This window comes from Shigella flexneri 2a str. 301 (assembly GCF_000006925.2).
Classification (GTDB): domain Bacteria; phylum Pseudomonadota; class Gammaproteobacteria; order Enterobacterales; family Enterobacteriaceae; genus ECMA0423.
Window position 1 is genome coordinate 207,908 of record NC_004337.2, and the last position, 14,735, is coordinate 222,642.

Annotated in this window: 9 protein-coding genes, 4 tRNA genes, 3 rRNA genes and 1 other annotated feature (1 of these 17 cut by a window edge); of the genes, 9 read left to right on the forward strand and 7 right to left on the reverse strand. The window is 51.6% G+C overall.

Annotated elements, in window-relative coordinates:
- Positions 1–47: 47 nt before the first annotated feature.
- The 6 genes from proS to metN form a co-directional block, all read right to left on the reverse strand.
- Positions 48–1,766, reverse strand: coding sequence for a prolyl-tRNA synthetase (gene proS, locus SF0185; RefSeq protein ID NP_706140.2), 1,719 nt, complete (start codon positions 1,764–1,766; stop codon positions 48–50).
- Between the two features lie 110 nt (positions 1,767–1,876).
- Positions 1,877–2,584 carry a hypothetical protein gene (yaeB, locus tag SF0186; RefSeq protein ID NP_706141.1) on the reverse strand — a complete coding sequence of 236 codons (708 nt, stop codon included), beginning with the start codon at positions 2,582–2,584 and terminating at the stop codon, positions 1,877–1,879.
- Positions 2,581–2,985 carry an outer membrane lipoprotein gene (rcsF, locus tag SF0187; protein ID NP_706142.1) on the reverse strand — a complete coding sequence of 135 codons (405 nt, stop codon included), beginning with the start codon at positions 2,983–2,985 and terminating at the stop codon, positions 2,581–2,583. The genes yaeB and rcsF overlap by 4 nt, the downstream gene beginning before the upstream one ends.
- 117 nt (positions 2,986–3,102) lie before the next feature.
- Positions 3,103–3,918: a DL-methionine transporter substrate-binding protein gene (metQ, locus tag SF0188; RefSeq protein ID NP_706143.1), complete on the reverse strand. Its 816-nt coding sequence runs from the start codon at positions 3,916–3,918 to the stop codon at positions 3,103–3,105.
- A gap of 39 nt (positions 3,919–3,957) precedes the next feature.
- A complete protein-coding gene (gene yaeE / locus SF0189; protein ID NP_706144.1) occupies positions 3,958–4,611 on the reverse strand; it encodes a DL-methionine transporter permease in 654 nt (217 codons plus the stop codon).
- The gene (metN, locus tag SF0190) at positions 4,604–5,635 is read right to left on the reverse strand and encodes a DL-methionine transporter ATP-binding protein (RefSeq protein ID NP_706145.1); all 1,032 of its coding nucleotides are present in this window, start codon (positions 5,633–5,635) and stop codon (positions 4,604–4,606) included. Before metN ends, yaeE begins: the two co-directional genes overlap by 8 nt.
- Positions 5,636–5,822: 187 nt before the next feature.
- Between metN and yaeD the strand changes: the two genes are divergently transcribed.
- From yaeD to dkgB, 9 genes are all read left to right on the forward strand, one after another.
- Positions 5,823–6,398, forward strand: coding sequence for a D,D-heptose 1,7-bisphosphate phosphatase (gene yaeD, locus SF0191; protein ID NP_706146.1), 576 nt, complete (start codon positions 5,823–5,825; stop codon positions 6,396–6,398).
- A gap of 363 nt (positions 6,399–6,761) precedes the next feature.
- Positions 6,762–8,302, forward strand: a 16S ribosomal RNA gene (gene rrsH / locus SF4435).
- A gap of 68 nt (positions 8,303–8,370) precedes the next feature.
- A tRNA-Ile gene (locus tag SF4436) sits at positions 8,371–8,447 on the forward strand.
- A gap of 42 nt (positions 8,448–8,489) precedes the next feature.
- Positions 8,490–8,565: transfer RNA gene (locus SF4437), tRNA-Ala, on the forward strand.
- 272 nt (positions 8,566–8,837) lie between these two features.
- A tRNA-Glu gene (locus SF4438) sits at positions 8,838–8,913 on the forward strand.
- A 193-nt stretch (positions 8,914–9,106) separates the two neighbouring features.
- Positions 9,107–12,010 (forward strand): 23S ribosomal RNA (gene rrlH / locus SF4439).
- Positions 12,011–12,104: 94 nt separating this feature from the next.
- Positions 12,105–12,223: ribosomal RNA gene (gene rrfH / locus SF4440) — 5S ribosomal RNA — on the forward strand.
- The 16S, 23S and 5S rRNA genes sit together here with 4 tRNA genes alongside, the layout of an rRNA operon.
- Before the next feature lie 52 nt (positions 12,224–12,275).
- Positions 12,276–12,352: transfer RNA gene (locus tag SF4441), tRNA-Asp, on the forward strand.
- 162 nt (positions 12,353–12,514) lie between these two features.
- Positions 12,515–13,318, forward strand: coding sequence for a 2,5-diketo-D-gluconate reductase B (gene dkgB, locus SF0192; protein ID NP_706147.1), 804 nt, complete (start codon positions 12,515–12,517; stop codon positions 13,316–13,318).
- A gap of 24 nt (positions 13,319–13,342) precedes the next feature.
- Positions 13,343–14,735, reverse strand: a mobile genetic element; it runs 35 nt beyond the window's last position.
- On the opposite strand, the gene SF0193 is transcribed toward dkgB, so the two are convergent.
- Positions 13,357–14,703: an insertion sequence IS4 transposase InsG gene (locus SF0193; RefSeq protein ID NP_706148.1), complete on the reverse strand. Its 1,347-nt coding sequence runs from the start codon at positions 14,701–14,703 to the stop codon at positions 13,357–13,359. Its footprint overlaps the feature before it by 1,347 nt.

Consider the following 14,735-nt stretch of genomic DNA (forward strand, 5'->3'; position numbering starts at 1 on the left):
ACAATCCATGTAAAAAAGGGCCCTGAAATTCAGGACCCTTTCTGGCATCAGCCTTTAATCTGTTTCACCAGATATTCGACGATGTCACCAGTCTTAATTAACTGTTTCTCGCCGTTGCGACGATATTTATATTCGATATCGTCGTTGTCGAGGTTACGGTCGCCCAGCACAATAGTGTGCGGAATACCGATCAGTTCCATATCAGCAAACATCACGCCCGGACGCTCTTTGCGGTCATCCAGCAGCACTTCGATACCTTGTGCACGCAGTTCGCTGTACAGTTTCTCAGCAAGCTCTTGTACGCGGAAGGATTTGTGCATGTTCATCGGCAGAATCGCCACCTGGAACGGCGCGATAGCGTCAGGCCATACGATGCCGCGTTCGTCGTAGTTCTGCTCAATCGCCGCAGCTACCACACGCGTTACCCCGATACCGTAGCAACCCATCGTCAGGATTTGGTTACGGCCATCTTCACCCTGTACGGAGGCTTTCAGTGCTTCGGAGTACTTGGTACCCAGCTGGAAGATGTGACCAACTTCGATACCACGTTTGATCAGCAGCGTACCCTGGCCATCCGGGCTTGGATCGCCAGCCACCACGTTACGGATATCTGCAACTTCCGGGGTAGCGACATCGCGATCCCAGTTGATACCGAAGTAGTGTTTACCATCGATGTTAGCACCAGCAGCGAAATCACTCATCGCCGCAACGGTACGGTCAATCACCACCGGAATCGGCATGTTTACCGGACCCAGTGAACCCGGACCGGCTTTAACCACAGCACGAATTTCTTCTTCGGTCGCGAAAGTCAGCGGGCTTGCAACCTGCGGCAGTTTTTCTGCTTTAACTTCGTTCAGCTCGTGATCACCGCGCACCAGCAGCGCAACCAGCGGGAAGCTACTGCCTTCAACCGCTTTAACCAGCAGAGTCTTAACCGTTTTCTCAATCGGCAGATTGAACTGTTCAACCAGTTCCGCGATGGTTTTCGCGTTCGGCGTATCAACCAGCGTCATTTCCTGGGTAGCAGCAGCGCGCGGTTCTTTCGGCGCGATAGCTTCTGCCAGTTCAATGTTCGCTGCATAGTCAGAGGTGTCGGAGAAGACCACATCGTCTTCACCGCTCTGCGCCAGCACCTGGAATTCGTGAGAGGCGCTGCCGCCGATAGAACCGGTGTCGGCCTGTACGGCGCGGAAATCCAGCCCCATGCGGCTGAAGATTTTGCTGTAGGCCGCATACATTGCATCGTAGGTTTCCTGCAGGGATTCCTGAGAAGTATGGAAAGAGTAAGCATCTTTCATCAGGAATTCGCGGGAACGCATGACGCCGAAACGCGGACGCACTTCGTCGCGGAACTTGGTCTGGATCTGATAGAAGTTCAGCGGCAGCTGTTTGTAAGAGCTAAGCTCGTTACGAATCAGGTCAGTGATAACTTCTTCATGAGTTGGGCCGAGTACGAACGGACGCTCGCCACGGTCAACAAAACGCAGCAGTTCCGGACCGTACTGTTCCCAACGACCACTCTCTTGCCACAAATCGGCTGGCTGAACCACCGGCATCGACACCTCGATCGCACCGGCGTTGTTCATCTCTTCACGCACGATGTTTTCGACTTTTTTCAGAACGCGCACGCCGGTCGGCAGCCAGGTATATAACCCGGAGGCCAGCTTGCGGATCATCCCGGCGCGCAGCATCAGCTGATGGCTGATCACCTCGGCGTCGGCAGGTGTCTCCTTGAGAGTGGAGAGCAGGTATTGGCTAGTACGCATGTTGTTACGGTTCCAGTTGGAAGGTAGAACAGGCTCAAGGCGAGCCTGGGACAAAAAAAGTGATTTAGTTTACCAGTGCAAAAGAAATGTCAAAAGAGAAGGGCGTGAATTTAACGCGGTTCCAGCGCAAAGACTTCAAAACCTGCGTCGGTGACGCGCCAGCGAACGTTAAAATCATGTAGCCAGACGGCATAGGTTTTGCCCGTTTCCTCACCTTTACGATAGGCCGGGCGCGGGTCCTGCGCCAGTACTTCGCGGATAAACAGCGTTAACTGCGGATAACGCTTCTCCAGCGTCAAAAGCTGCTTTTCGACCTCTGCGGTAAAACTCACCGCCATCTCTGCAGCTGGCGCACTTTGCGCATAGCTGGCACTGGCATCGGGAAGCGATTCGGCAAAGGGGAGATACGGTTTGATATCCACTACCGGCGTACCATCGACCAGATCCAGACTGCCGAGCTTCAGAATCACGCTGCCTTTATGGCAAACAACCTCTTTCAGCTCTACCAGCGACATGCCAATTGGGTTAGGGCGGAAAGTAGAGCGTGTTGCGAAAACCCCCATTCTGGCGTTACCGCCGAGGCGCGGTGGACGCACAGTCGGACGCCAGCCGCCTTCCATCGTTTGATGAAAGACGAAAAGGATCCATAAATGGCTGAATGCTTCCAGGCCGCGAACGGCGTCGGCCTGGTTGTAGGAAGCTATGAGATGCAGTTCGCCGTTGGCGCTTTTTACCAGACCTGGCTGGCGCGGAACGGCGAATTTTTCTTTATAGGGCGAGCGAATAACGCCTATTTGCTCGAACTGGAAACTGCTCATTTCGCCGTAATGTTAAGCGCAGAGCCGATACATACAGCCTGACGATAGCAGCCCGGCGTACCGCTGGTGACTTCGCAGCTATGCAGTAATACAGCATTGGCTTTCATTTTAGAGGCATTGATTTGCATCTGCTTACGTGCGGTTGGAATGCTCGGCGGAGAGTCCTGATTAGAGGCCTGGCAAGAGTCGCCACTGACTTCACCGAGATCGCGGAACGGTTTGCCGACTAATTCTTCTGCATTGGTATAAATTCGGACCGGCGTGGCGCGCGGCGCTTTCGGTTTTGCAGGCTCCGCTTTCGGCTGGGGTGCAGTGCTTTGAACGGGTTCGACAGGGGATCTGCTTAACATGGAACAGCCGCTTAGCATGAGTGCTACTAAACAGATCGGTAAAGCACGCATAGTATTTCCTCAATGTATGATCAAAACGTCAATATTGAATCAGGAGCTTGTAAAAATGACAAGACGGGCAAGCGCCCGTCCTGAATGATATTACAAATTGTGGAAACAGCCTAAAAATTACCAGCCTTTAACAGCGCCGCCGTTAAACACTTTGTTTGCTGCTTCGTAAACTTCATCAGACTGATAAGCCTGGACGAATTTCTTCACGTTCTCGGCGTCTTTGTTATCTTCACGCGTTACGATCAGGTTTACGTATGGGGAGTCTTTATCTTCGACAAAGATACCGTCTTTCGCCGGAGTCAGGCCAATCTGGCTGGCATAGGTGGTATTGATAACTGCCAGAGCGATTTGCGCGTCGTCCAGAGAACGCGGCAGTTGCGGTGCTTCCAGTTCAACAATTTTCAGATTTTTTGGGTTCTCAACAACATCAAGAACGGTCGGCAGCAGGCCAACGCCATCTTTCAGTTTGATCAAGCCCACTTTTTGCAGCAGCAGCAGTGAACGACCAAGATTAGTTGGATCGTTTGGCACGGCAACCTGCGAACCATCCTGCAGTTCATCCAGTGATTTGATTTTCTTGGAGTAACCAGCAATCGGATAAACAAAAGTGTTGCCTACTGCGACCAGTTTGTAGCCACGATCTTTCAGTTGCTGATCAAGGTACGGTTTATGCTGGAAGGCGTTGGCGTCGATATCGCCTTTGCTCAATGCTTCGTTTGGCAGAACATAGTCGTTGAAGGTTACCAGCTCAACGTCCAGGCCATATTTGTCTTTCGCAACTTTCTGCGCGACTTCTGCTACCTGCTGTTCGGCACCAACAATCACGCCGACTTTAATGTGGTTTGGATCTTTTTCATCCTGACCGCAGCCTACCAGTGCCAGTGATCCAATCAGGGCTCCCACTGCCGCAAAGGTTTTGAATTTGAACGCCATACCTTATTCCTTCTTCAATTATTTATGTTGTGTTGAACGTTACTTGCGAGTGACAGCCCGGACGATGCGGTCGCCTGCAAACTGAATTAAATAAACCAGAATGACCAGCAATACCAGTACCGTATTCATCACCGTCGCGTTGTAGCCGATGTAGCCATACTGATAGCCAATCTGACCTAAACCACCGGCACCGACTGCACCACCCATCGCGGAATAACCGACCAGGGTAATCAGGGTGATAGTTGCCGCATTCACCAGACCCGGCAACGCTTCCGGTAACAGCACTTTACAGACGATCTGCATTGGCGTGGCACCCATTGCGCGGGAAGCTTCAATTAACCCGGTTGGGATCTCCAGCAGAGCGTTCTCGACCATACGGGCAATAAACGGTGCTGCACCAACGGTTAACGGAACAATTGCTGCCTGCAAACCAATCGATGTACCGACAATAACGCGGGTAAACGGAATCATCCATACCAGCAAGATAATGAACGGGATGGAACGGAAAATGTTCACAATCGCAGAAACGGTACGATACAGCTTCGCGTTAGCAATAATTTGCCCCGGACGCGTGACATAAAGCAGAACGCCAACCGGCAGACCAATCACAAACCCAAAAAATCCGGATACGAAGGTCATTGCCAGCGTTTCCCATACGCCACGAACCAGCAGCCACATCATCGGCTCAGACATAACCCAGTACCTCTACTTTTACATGGTGTTCCTGCAGCCAGGCAATGGCGGCTTGCGTATCTTGTTGTGTGCCGTGCATTTCAGTCAGCATGATGCCGAATTTAACGCCACCGGCGTAGTCCATCTGCGCGCTAATAATGTTGTTGTTGACGTTGAAACGACGCGCGGTTTCAGAAAGCAGTGGGGCATCGACCGATTGACCGGTAAACTCCAGACGCAGCATCGGCACGCAGTCAGTAAATGGCTCCGTTTGCAGACGTTCCTGGTAATCTTCCGGGATATCCAGATGCAGGGTCGACTGAATAAACTTCTGCGCCAGCGGCGTTTTCGGATGCGAGAACACTTCACTTACCGTGTCCTGCTCGATCAGTTCTCCATTGCTGATGACCGCCACGCAATCACAAATGCGCTTCACAACGTCCATTTCGTGGGTGATCAACAGAATCGTCAAACCCAGACGGCGGTTAATGTCTTTCAGCAGTTCGAGAATAGAACGTGTCGTTGCCGGGTCCAGCGCGCTGGTGGCTTCATCACACAGCAATACTTTGGGATTGCTGGCTAATGCACGGGCAATCGCCACACGTTGTTTCTGCCCACCGGAAAGATTCGACGGGTAGCTATCATGCTTATCGCCAAGACCAACCAATGACAGCAATTCCGTCACGCGACGTTTGATCTCGTCTTTCGGTGTGTTGTCCAGCTCCAGCGGCAGAGCCACGTTGCCAAAAACAGTACGCGAAGAGAGCAGGTTAAAATGCTGGAAAATCATACCAATCTGGCGGCGAGCTTTGGTCAACTCGGATTCTGACAGCGTGGTCAATTCCTGGCCATCGACCAGCACGCTACCCTCGGTTGGGCGCTCCAGCAAGTTTACACAACGTATAAGCGTACTCTTACCCGCGCCTGAGGCACCGATAACGCCATAAATTTGTCCAGCTGGCACATGCCGGCTGACGTTGTTCAACGCTTGGATGGTGCGGGTGCCCTGGTGGAACACTTTGGTGATATTCGAAAGTTTTATCATTGATTATTTATTATCGTCATTAAGTTAGTCGTAGCATCTCGAATGCCTGAAACGGGCAACGCCGTCAATGAAATGGATGTTAAGGCATCCAGACGTCTAAATCAATCAGGTTTATGCGAAGAGCACTTTCTTGCAGGTCGAAACATGCGATACTAGCGTCCCATGCCTTATTAAGGAGCTATAAAAGGTGGCGAAGAGCGTACCCGCAATTTTTCTTGACCGTGATGGCACCATTAATGTCGATCACGGCTATGTCCATGAGATCGACAACTTTGAATTTATCGACGGTGTTATTGACGCCATGCGCGAGCTAAAAAAAATGGGCTTTGCGCTGGTGGTAGTAACCAACCAGTCTGGCATTGCTCGCGGTAAATTTACCGAAGCACAGTTTGAAACGCTGACCGAGTGGATGGACTGGTCGCTGGCGGACCGAGATGTCGATCTGGATGGTATCTATTATTGCCCGCATCATCCGCAGGGGAGTGTTGAAGAGTTTCGCCAGGTCTGCGATTGCCGCAAACCACATCCGGGGATGCTTTTGTCAGCACGCGATTATTTGCATATTGATATGGCCGCTTCTTATATGGTGGGCGATAAATTAGAAGATATGCAGGCAGCGGTTGCGGCGAACGTGGGAACAAAAGTGCTGGTGCGTACGGGTAAACCTATTACACCTGAAGCAGAAAACGCGGCAGATTGGGTGTTAAATAGCCTGGCAGACCTGCCGCAAGCGATAAAAAAGCAGCAAAAACCGGCGCAATGATTAAAAGATGAACGGTTGAAATAAAAATGCATTTTTCCGCTTGTCTTCCTGAGCCGACTCCCTATAATGCGCCTCCATCGACACGGCGGATGTGAATCACTTCACACAAACAGCCGGTTCGGTTGAAGAGAAAAAATCCTGAAATTCAGGGTTGACTCTGAAATAGGAAAGTGTGATATACGCCACCTCGCGACAGTGAGCTGAAAGCTGCGTCGCAACTGCTCTTTAACAATTTATCAGACAATCTGTGTGGGCACTCGAAGATACGGATTCTTAACGTCGCAAGACGATAAATGAATACCAAGTCTCAAGAGTGAACACGTAATTCATTACGAAGTTTAATTCTTTGAGCATCAAACTTTTAAATTGAAGAGTTTGATCATGGCTCAGATTGAACGCTGGCGGCAGGCCTAACACATGCAAGTCGAACGGTAACAGGAAGCGCTTGCTGCTTCGCTGACGAGTGGCGGACGGGTGAGTAATGTCTGGGAAACTGCCTGATGGAGGGGGATAACTACTGGAAACGGTAGCTAATACCGCATAACGTCGCAAGACCAAAGAGGGGGACCTTCGGGCCTCTTGCCATCGGATGTGCCCAGATGGGATTAGCTTGTTGGTGGGGTAACGGCTCACCAAGGCGACGATCCCTAGCTGGTCTGAGAGGATGACCAGCCACACTGGAACTGAGACACGGTCCAGACTCCTACGGGAGGCAGCAGTGGGGAATATTGCACAATGGGCGCAAGCCTGATGCAGCCATGCCGCGTGTATGAAGAAGGCCTTCGGGTTGTAAAGTACTTTCAGCGGGGAGGAAGGGAGTAAAGTTAATACCTTTGCTCATTGACGTTACCCGCAGAAGAAGCACCGGCTAACTCCGTGCCAGCAGCCGCGGTAATACGGAGGGTGCAAGCGTTAATCGGAATTACTGGGCGTAAAGCGCACGCAGGCGGTTTGTTAAGTCAGATGTGAAATCCCCGGGCTCAACCTGGGAACTGCATCTGATACTGGCAAGCTTGAGTCTCGTAGAGGGGGGTAGAATTCCAGGTGTAGCGGTGAAATGCGTAGAGATCTGGAGGAATACCGGTGGCGAAGGCGTCCCCCTGGACGAAGACTGACGCTCAGGTGCGAAAGCGTGGGGAGCAAACAGGATTAGATACCCTGGTAGTCCACGCCGTAAACGATGTCGACTTGGAGGTTGTGCCCTTGAGGCGTGGCTTCCGGAGCTAACGCGTTAAGTCGACCGCCTGGGGAGTACGGCCGCAAGGTTAAAACTCAAATGAATTGACGGGGGCCCGCACAAGCGGTGGAGCATGTGGTTTAATTCGATGCAACGCGAAGAACCTTACCTGGTCTTGACATCCACGGAAGTTTTCAGAGATGAGAATGTGCCTTCGGGAACCGTGAGACAGGTGCTGCATGGCTGTCGTCAGCTCGTGTTGTGAAATGTTGGGTTAAGTCCCGCAACGAGCGCAACCCTTATCCTTTGTTGCCAGCGGTCCGGCCGGGAACTCAAAGGAGACTGCCAGTGATAAACTGGAGGAAGGTGGGGATGACGTCAAGTCATCATGGCCCTTACGACCAGGGCTACACACGTGCTACAATGGCGCATACAAAGAGAAGCGACCTCGCGAGAGCAAGCGGACCTCATAAAGTGCGTCGTAGTCCGGATTGGAGTCTGCAACTCGACTCCATGAAGTCGGAATCGCTAGTAATCGTGGATCAGAATGCCACGGTGAATACGTTCCCGGGCCTTGTACACACCGCCCGTCACACCATGGGAGTGGGTTGCAAAAGAAGTAGGTAGCTTAACCTTCGGGAGGGCGCTTACCACTTTGTGATTCATGACTGGGGTGAAGTCGTAACAAGGTAACCGTAGGGGAACCTGCGGTTGGATCACCTCCTTACCTTAAAGAAGCGTTCTTTGTAGTGCTCACACAGATTGTCTGATGAAAATGAGCAGTAAAACCTCTACAGGCTTGTAGCTCAGGTGGTTAGAGCGCACCCCTGATAAGGGTGAGGTCGGTGGTTCAAGTCCACTCAGGCCTACCAAATTTGCACGGCAAATTTGAAGAGGTTTTAACTACATGTTATGGGGCTATAGCTCAGCTGGGAGAGCGCCTGCTTTGCACGCAGGAGGTCTGCGGTTCGATCCCGCATAGCTCCACCATCTCTGTAGTGATTAAATAAAAAATACTTCAGAGTGTACCTGCAAAGGTTCACTGCGAAGTTTTGCTCTTTAAAAATCTGGATCAAGCTGAAAATTGAAACACTGAACAACGAAAGTTGTTCGTGAGTCTCTCAAATTTTCGCAACACGATGATGAGTCGGAAGAAACATCTTCGGGTTGTGAGGTTAAGCGACTAAGCGTACACGGTGGATGCCCTGGCAGTCAGAGGCTAGAAAGTGAAAAGCAAGGCGTCTTGCGAAGCAGACTGATACGTCCCCTTCGTCTAGAGGCCCAGGACACCGCCCTTTCACGGCGGTAACAGGGGTTCGAATCCCCTAGGGGACGCCACTTGCTGGTTTGTGAGTGAAAGTCACCTGCCTTGATATCTCAAAACTCATCTTCGGGTGATGTTTGAGATATTTGCTCTTTAAAAATCTGGATCAAGCTGAAAATTGAAACACTGAACAACGAAAGTTGTTCGTGAGTCTCTCAAATTTTCGCAACACGATGATGAGTCGAAAGAAACATCTTCGGGTTGTGAGGTTAAGCGACTAAGCGTACACGGTGGATGCCCTGGCAGTCAGAGGCGATGAAGGACGTGCTAATCTGCGATAAGCGTCGGTAAGGTGATATGAACCGTTATAACCGGCGATTTCCGAATGGGGAAACCCAGTGTGATTCGTCACACTATCATTAACTGAATCCATAGGTTAATGAGGCGAACCGGGGGAACTGAAACATCTAAGTACCCCGAGGAAAAGAAATCAACCGAGATTCCCCCAGTAGCGGCGAGCGAACGGGGAGCAGCCCAGAGCCTGAATCAGTGTGTGTGTTAGTGGAAGCGTCTGGAAAGGCGTGCGATACAGGGTGACAGCCCCGTACACAAAAATGCACATACTGTGAGCTCGATGAGTAGGGCGGGACACGTGGTATCCTGTCTGAATATGGGGGGACCATCCTCCAAGGCTAAATACTCCTGACTGACCGATAGTGAACCAGTACCGTGAGGGAAAGGCGAAAAGAACCCCGGCGAGGGGAGTGAAAAAGAACCTGAAACCGTGTACGTACAAGCAGTGGGAGCACGCTTAGGCGTGTGACTGCGTACCTTTTGTATAATGGGTCAGCGACTTATATTCTGTAGCAAGGTTAACCGAATAGGGGAGCCGAAGGGAAACCGAGTCTTAACTGGGCGTTAAGTTGCAGGGTATAGACCCGAAACCCGGTGATCTAGCCATGGGCAGGTTGAAGGTTGGGTAACACTAACTGGAGGACCGAACCGACTAATGTTGAAAAATTAGCGGATGACTTGTGGCTGGGGGTGAAAGGCCAATCAAACCGGGAGATAGCTGGTTCTCCCCGAAAGCTATTTAGGTAGCGCCTCGTGAATTCATCTCCGGGGGTAGAGCACTGTTTCGGCAAGGGGGTCATCCCGACTTACCAACCCGATGCAAACTGCGAATACCGGAGAATGTTATCACGGGAGACACACGGCGGGTGCTAACGTCCGTCGTGAAGAGGGAAACAACCCAGACCGCCAGCTAAGGTCCCAAAGTCATGGTTAAGTGGGAAACGATGTGGGAAGGCCCAGACAGCCAGGATGTTGGCTTAGAAGCAGCCATCATTTAAAGAAAGCGTAATAGCTCACTGGTCGAGTCGGCCTGCGCGGAAGATGTAACGGGGCTAAACCATGCACCGAAGCTGCGGCAGCGACGCTTATGCGTTGTTGGGTAGGGGAGCGTTCTGTAAGCCTGTGAAGGTGTGCTGTGAGGTATGCTGGAGGTATCAGAAGTGCGAATGCTGACATAAGTAACGATAAAGCGGGTGAAAAGCCCGCTCGCCGGAAGACCAAGGGTTCCTGTCCAACGTTAATCGGGGCAGGGTGAGTCGACCCCTAAGGCGAGGCCGAAAGGCGTAGTCGATGGGAAACAGGTTAATATTCCTGTACTTGGTGTTACTGCGAAGGGGGGACGGAGAAGGCTATGTTGGCCGGGCGACGGTTGTCCCGGTTTAAGCGTGTAGGCTGGTTTTCCAGGCAAATCCGGAAAATCAAGGCCGAGGCGTGATGACGAGGCACTACGGTGCTGAAGCAACAAATGCCCTGCTTCCAGGAAAAGCCTCTAAGCATCAGGTAACATCAAATCGTACCCCAAACCGACACAGGTGGTCAGGTAGAGAATACCAAGGCGCTTGAGAGAACTCGGGTGAAGGAACTAGGCAAAATGGTGCCGTAACTTCGGGAGAAGGCACGCTGATACGTAGGTGAAGCGACTTGCTCGTGGAGCTGAAATCAGTCGAAGATACCAGCTGGCTGCAACTGTTTATTAAAAACACAGCACTGTGCAAACACGAAAGTGGACGTATACGGTGTGACGCCTGCCCGGTGCCGGAAGGTTAATTGATGGGGTTAGCGCAAGCGAAGCTCTTGATCGAAGCCCCGGTAAACGGCGGCCGTAACTATAACGGTCCTAAGGTAGCGAAATTCCTTGTCGGGTAAGTTCCGACCTGCACGAATGGCGTAATGATGGCCAGGCTGTCTCCACCCGAGACTCAGTGAAATTGAACTCGCTGTGAAGATGCAGTGTACCCGCGGCAAGACGGAAAGACCCCGTGAACCTTTACTATAGCTTGACACTGAACATTGAGCCTTGATGTGTAGGATAGGTGGGAGGCTTTGAAGTGTGGACGCCAGTCTGCATGGAGCCGACCTTGAAATACCACCCTTTAATGTTTGATGTTCTAACGTGGACCCGTGATCCGGGTTGCGGACAGTGTCTGGTGGGTAGTTTGACTGGGGCGGTCTCCTCCTAAAGAGTAACGGAGGAGCACGAAGGTTGGCTAATCCTGGTCGGACATCAGGAGGTTAGTGCAATGGCATAAGCCAGCTTGACTGCGAGCGTGACGGCGCGAGCAGGTGCGAAAGCAGGTCATAGTGATCCGGTGGTTCTGAATGGAAGGGCCATCGCTCAACGGATAAAAGGTACTCCGGGGATAACAGGCTGATACCGCCCAAGAGTTCATATCGACGGCGGTGTTTGGCACCTCGATGTCGGCTCATCACATCCTGGGGCTGAAGTAGGTCCCAAGGGTATGGCTGTTCGCCATTTAAAGTGGTACGCGAGCTGGGTTTAGAACGTCGTGAGACAGTTCGGTCCCTATCTGCCGTGGGCGCTGGAGAACTGAGGGGGGCTGCTCCTAGTACGAGAGGACCGGAGTGGACGCATCACTGGTGTTCGGGTTGTCATGCCAATGGCACTGCCCGGTAGCTAAATGCGGAAGAGATAAGTGCTGAAAGCATCTAAGCACGAAACTTGCCCCGAGATGAGTTCTCCCTGACCCTTTAAGGGTCCTGAAGGAACGTTGAAGACGACGACGTTGATAGGCCGGGTGTGTAAGCGCAGCGATGCGTTGAGCTAACCGGTACTAATGAACCGTGAGGCTTAACCTTACAACGCCGAAGATGTTTTGGCGGATTGAGAGAAGATTTTCAGCCTGATACAGATTAAATCAGAACGCAGAAGCGGTCTGATAAAACAGAATTAGCCTGGCGGCCGTAGCGCGGTGGTCCCACCTGACCCCATGCCGAACTCAGAAGTGAAACGCCGTAGCGCCGATGGTAGTGTGGGGTCTCCCCATGCGAGAGTAGGGAACTGCCAGGCATCAAATTAAGCAGTAAGCCGGTCATAAAACCGGTGGTTGTAAAAGAATTCGGTGGAGCGGTAGTTCAGTCGGTTAGAATACCTGCCTGTCACGCAGGGGGTCGCGGGTTCGAGTCCCGTCCGTTCCGCCACTTATTAAGAAGCCTCGAGTTAACGCTCGATGTTTTTTTGCGTCTGGATATCTATTATTGCTAGAATCGCAAAAATCCTCTGCGTTTTACGCTCTTTTCCCGCAACAGTCTGAAGCCCATAATCACCTCAGTTAACGAAAATAGCATTAAAAGAGGCATATTATGGCTATCCCTGCATTTGGTTTAGGTACTTTCCGTCTGAAAGACGACGTTGTTATTTCATCTGTGAAAACGGCGCTTGAACTTGGTTATCGCGCAATTGATACCGCACAAATCTATGATAACGAAGCCGCAGTAGGTCAGGCGATTGCAGAAAGTGGCGTGCCACGTCATGAACTCTACATCACCACTAAAATCTGGATTGAAAATCTCAGCAAAGACAAATTGATCCCGAGTCTGAAAGAGAGCCTGCAAAAATTGCGTACCGATTATGTTGATCTGACGCTAATCCACTGGCCGTCACCAAACGATGAAGTCTCTGTTGAAGAGTTTATGCAGGCGCTGCTGGAAGCCAAAAAACAAGGGCTGACGCGTGAGATCGGTATTTCCAACTTCACGATCCCATTGATGGAAAAAGCGATTGCTGCTGTTGGCGCTGAAAACATCGCTACCAACCAGATTGAACTCTCTCCTTATCTGCAAAACCGTAAAGTGGTTGCCTGGGCTAAACAGCACGGTATTCATATCACTTCCTATATGACGCTGGCTTATGGTAAGGCACTGAAAGATGAGGTTATTGCTCGTATTGCAGCTAAACACAATGCGATTCCGGCACAAGTGATTCTGGCGTGGGCTATGGGGGAAGGTTACTCAGTAATTCCTTCTTCTACTAAACGTAAAAACCTGGAAAGTAATCTTAAGGCACAAAATTTACAGCTTGATGCCGAAGATAAAAAAGCGATCGCCGCACTGGATTGCAACGACCGCCTGGTTAGCCCGGAAGGTCTGGCTCCTGAATGGGATTAAGCCTCTCTGACAGCTCCTCCGGGAGTAATGCCAGTCAGTTAAGCAACTGACTGGCTCTTTTTCGGGGCTGTGGGGTATTTCCAGGGCCTCTCCTTTACCACTCTCGGGAAGGCCCTTCCCCTTCTCGTCGGTAATTTCACAAGTTGTCCCATACTTGCAAGATCGCGCATCAGCTCCGGTATACGTCCCGGTGAAGCGCCCTGCAATGTCATCAGCATTCTCATCACCATTCCGCATGATTCTGAGAAACTCAGTTGATTCGGCCAGTAACCTTTCAGATGTTCCGCCATTTTAATCATCTGATATCTCACCAGATTATAAGCCAGTAAGACACCCCACAGCTCTTGCTCCACAAGCTCCGGCTTTTTACTTCTCAGCGTCAGCCTGCTCAGTTGCATCGTCTGTTTTATCTCCCTGTATCCCAGTTCGATTTCCCAGCGATGACTGTACAGATCCGCCATTTCTCCTCCGGGGAAGCGCATGGCGTCCGTCATCGACGTCAGCAGATGGCAGACTTTTCCTTTGCGCGTCACGGTCAGCAGGCGGGCTGTCACTTCATTTCCCAGTCCCGGCCACTTTTTTCGTGCCTGCGGGCTGGTTTTCAGCTTCACCAGATGATCGCCTTTACCCAGTTTTCTGAGCTCTTCATATTGCGCTCCCTTTCTGAGAGGTATCATCCAGTGGCGGTGTTCTCCCGCCAGGCTCCAGCCATTTAACAGTCCCAGTGAGTAATAACCTTTATCCATTAACGTCAGAGTGTTATCGCCGGTTTGTTCTATAAGTTGCTCAGCAAGCTCATTTTCGCTGTTCTTCATCGTGCCGAAGGCTGCAGCCGTCAGCAGATGGCTGGTCAGTTCCATCTGGCAGACCATTTTGACCTGCGGGTAGAGCGCCGGGTTCCCGGCATGTGTCTGGCGGGGGAAGGCTGCATCGTTCTCTGGTGTATCCGGTGTGCGCCAGAACACACCATCGATGGCCAGCAGGGTCAGGCCGCACCAGTGCGGATGCGGCGTGGCGTTATGCCAGAGCTGCGCTGTTTTCGTGAACACGCGGCGGACAGCCTCACTTCCCAGGCGCTGGCGGGCCTGAATAACGGCACTGGGGGCAACGAAGGGGCGATTGCCCGGCAGCATGATGTCCAGGCGATTCACAATCTGGTGAAGAGGTTCTTTACGCTCAAGCACCATGCCAACAATACACCAGACCATCATTTCGAGGGGAAGACGGCGCTTGCGTAGCGTTACAGTACCTGATTCGGCAAGGCAACGAGAGATGAGTTCGGGGGCGAGGTAATCCCCCAGAGAAGTCAGTGGGTTACGCAGAGAATCGTAACGGGATACCAGATCAAGAGCCTGTCCAATGTGCATAAAAGAATCCGGAAACAAGTGAGCGTTTCCGGATTCTTACACAGCCACTG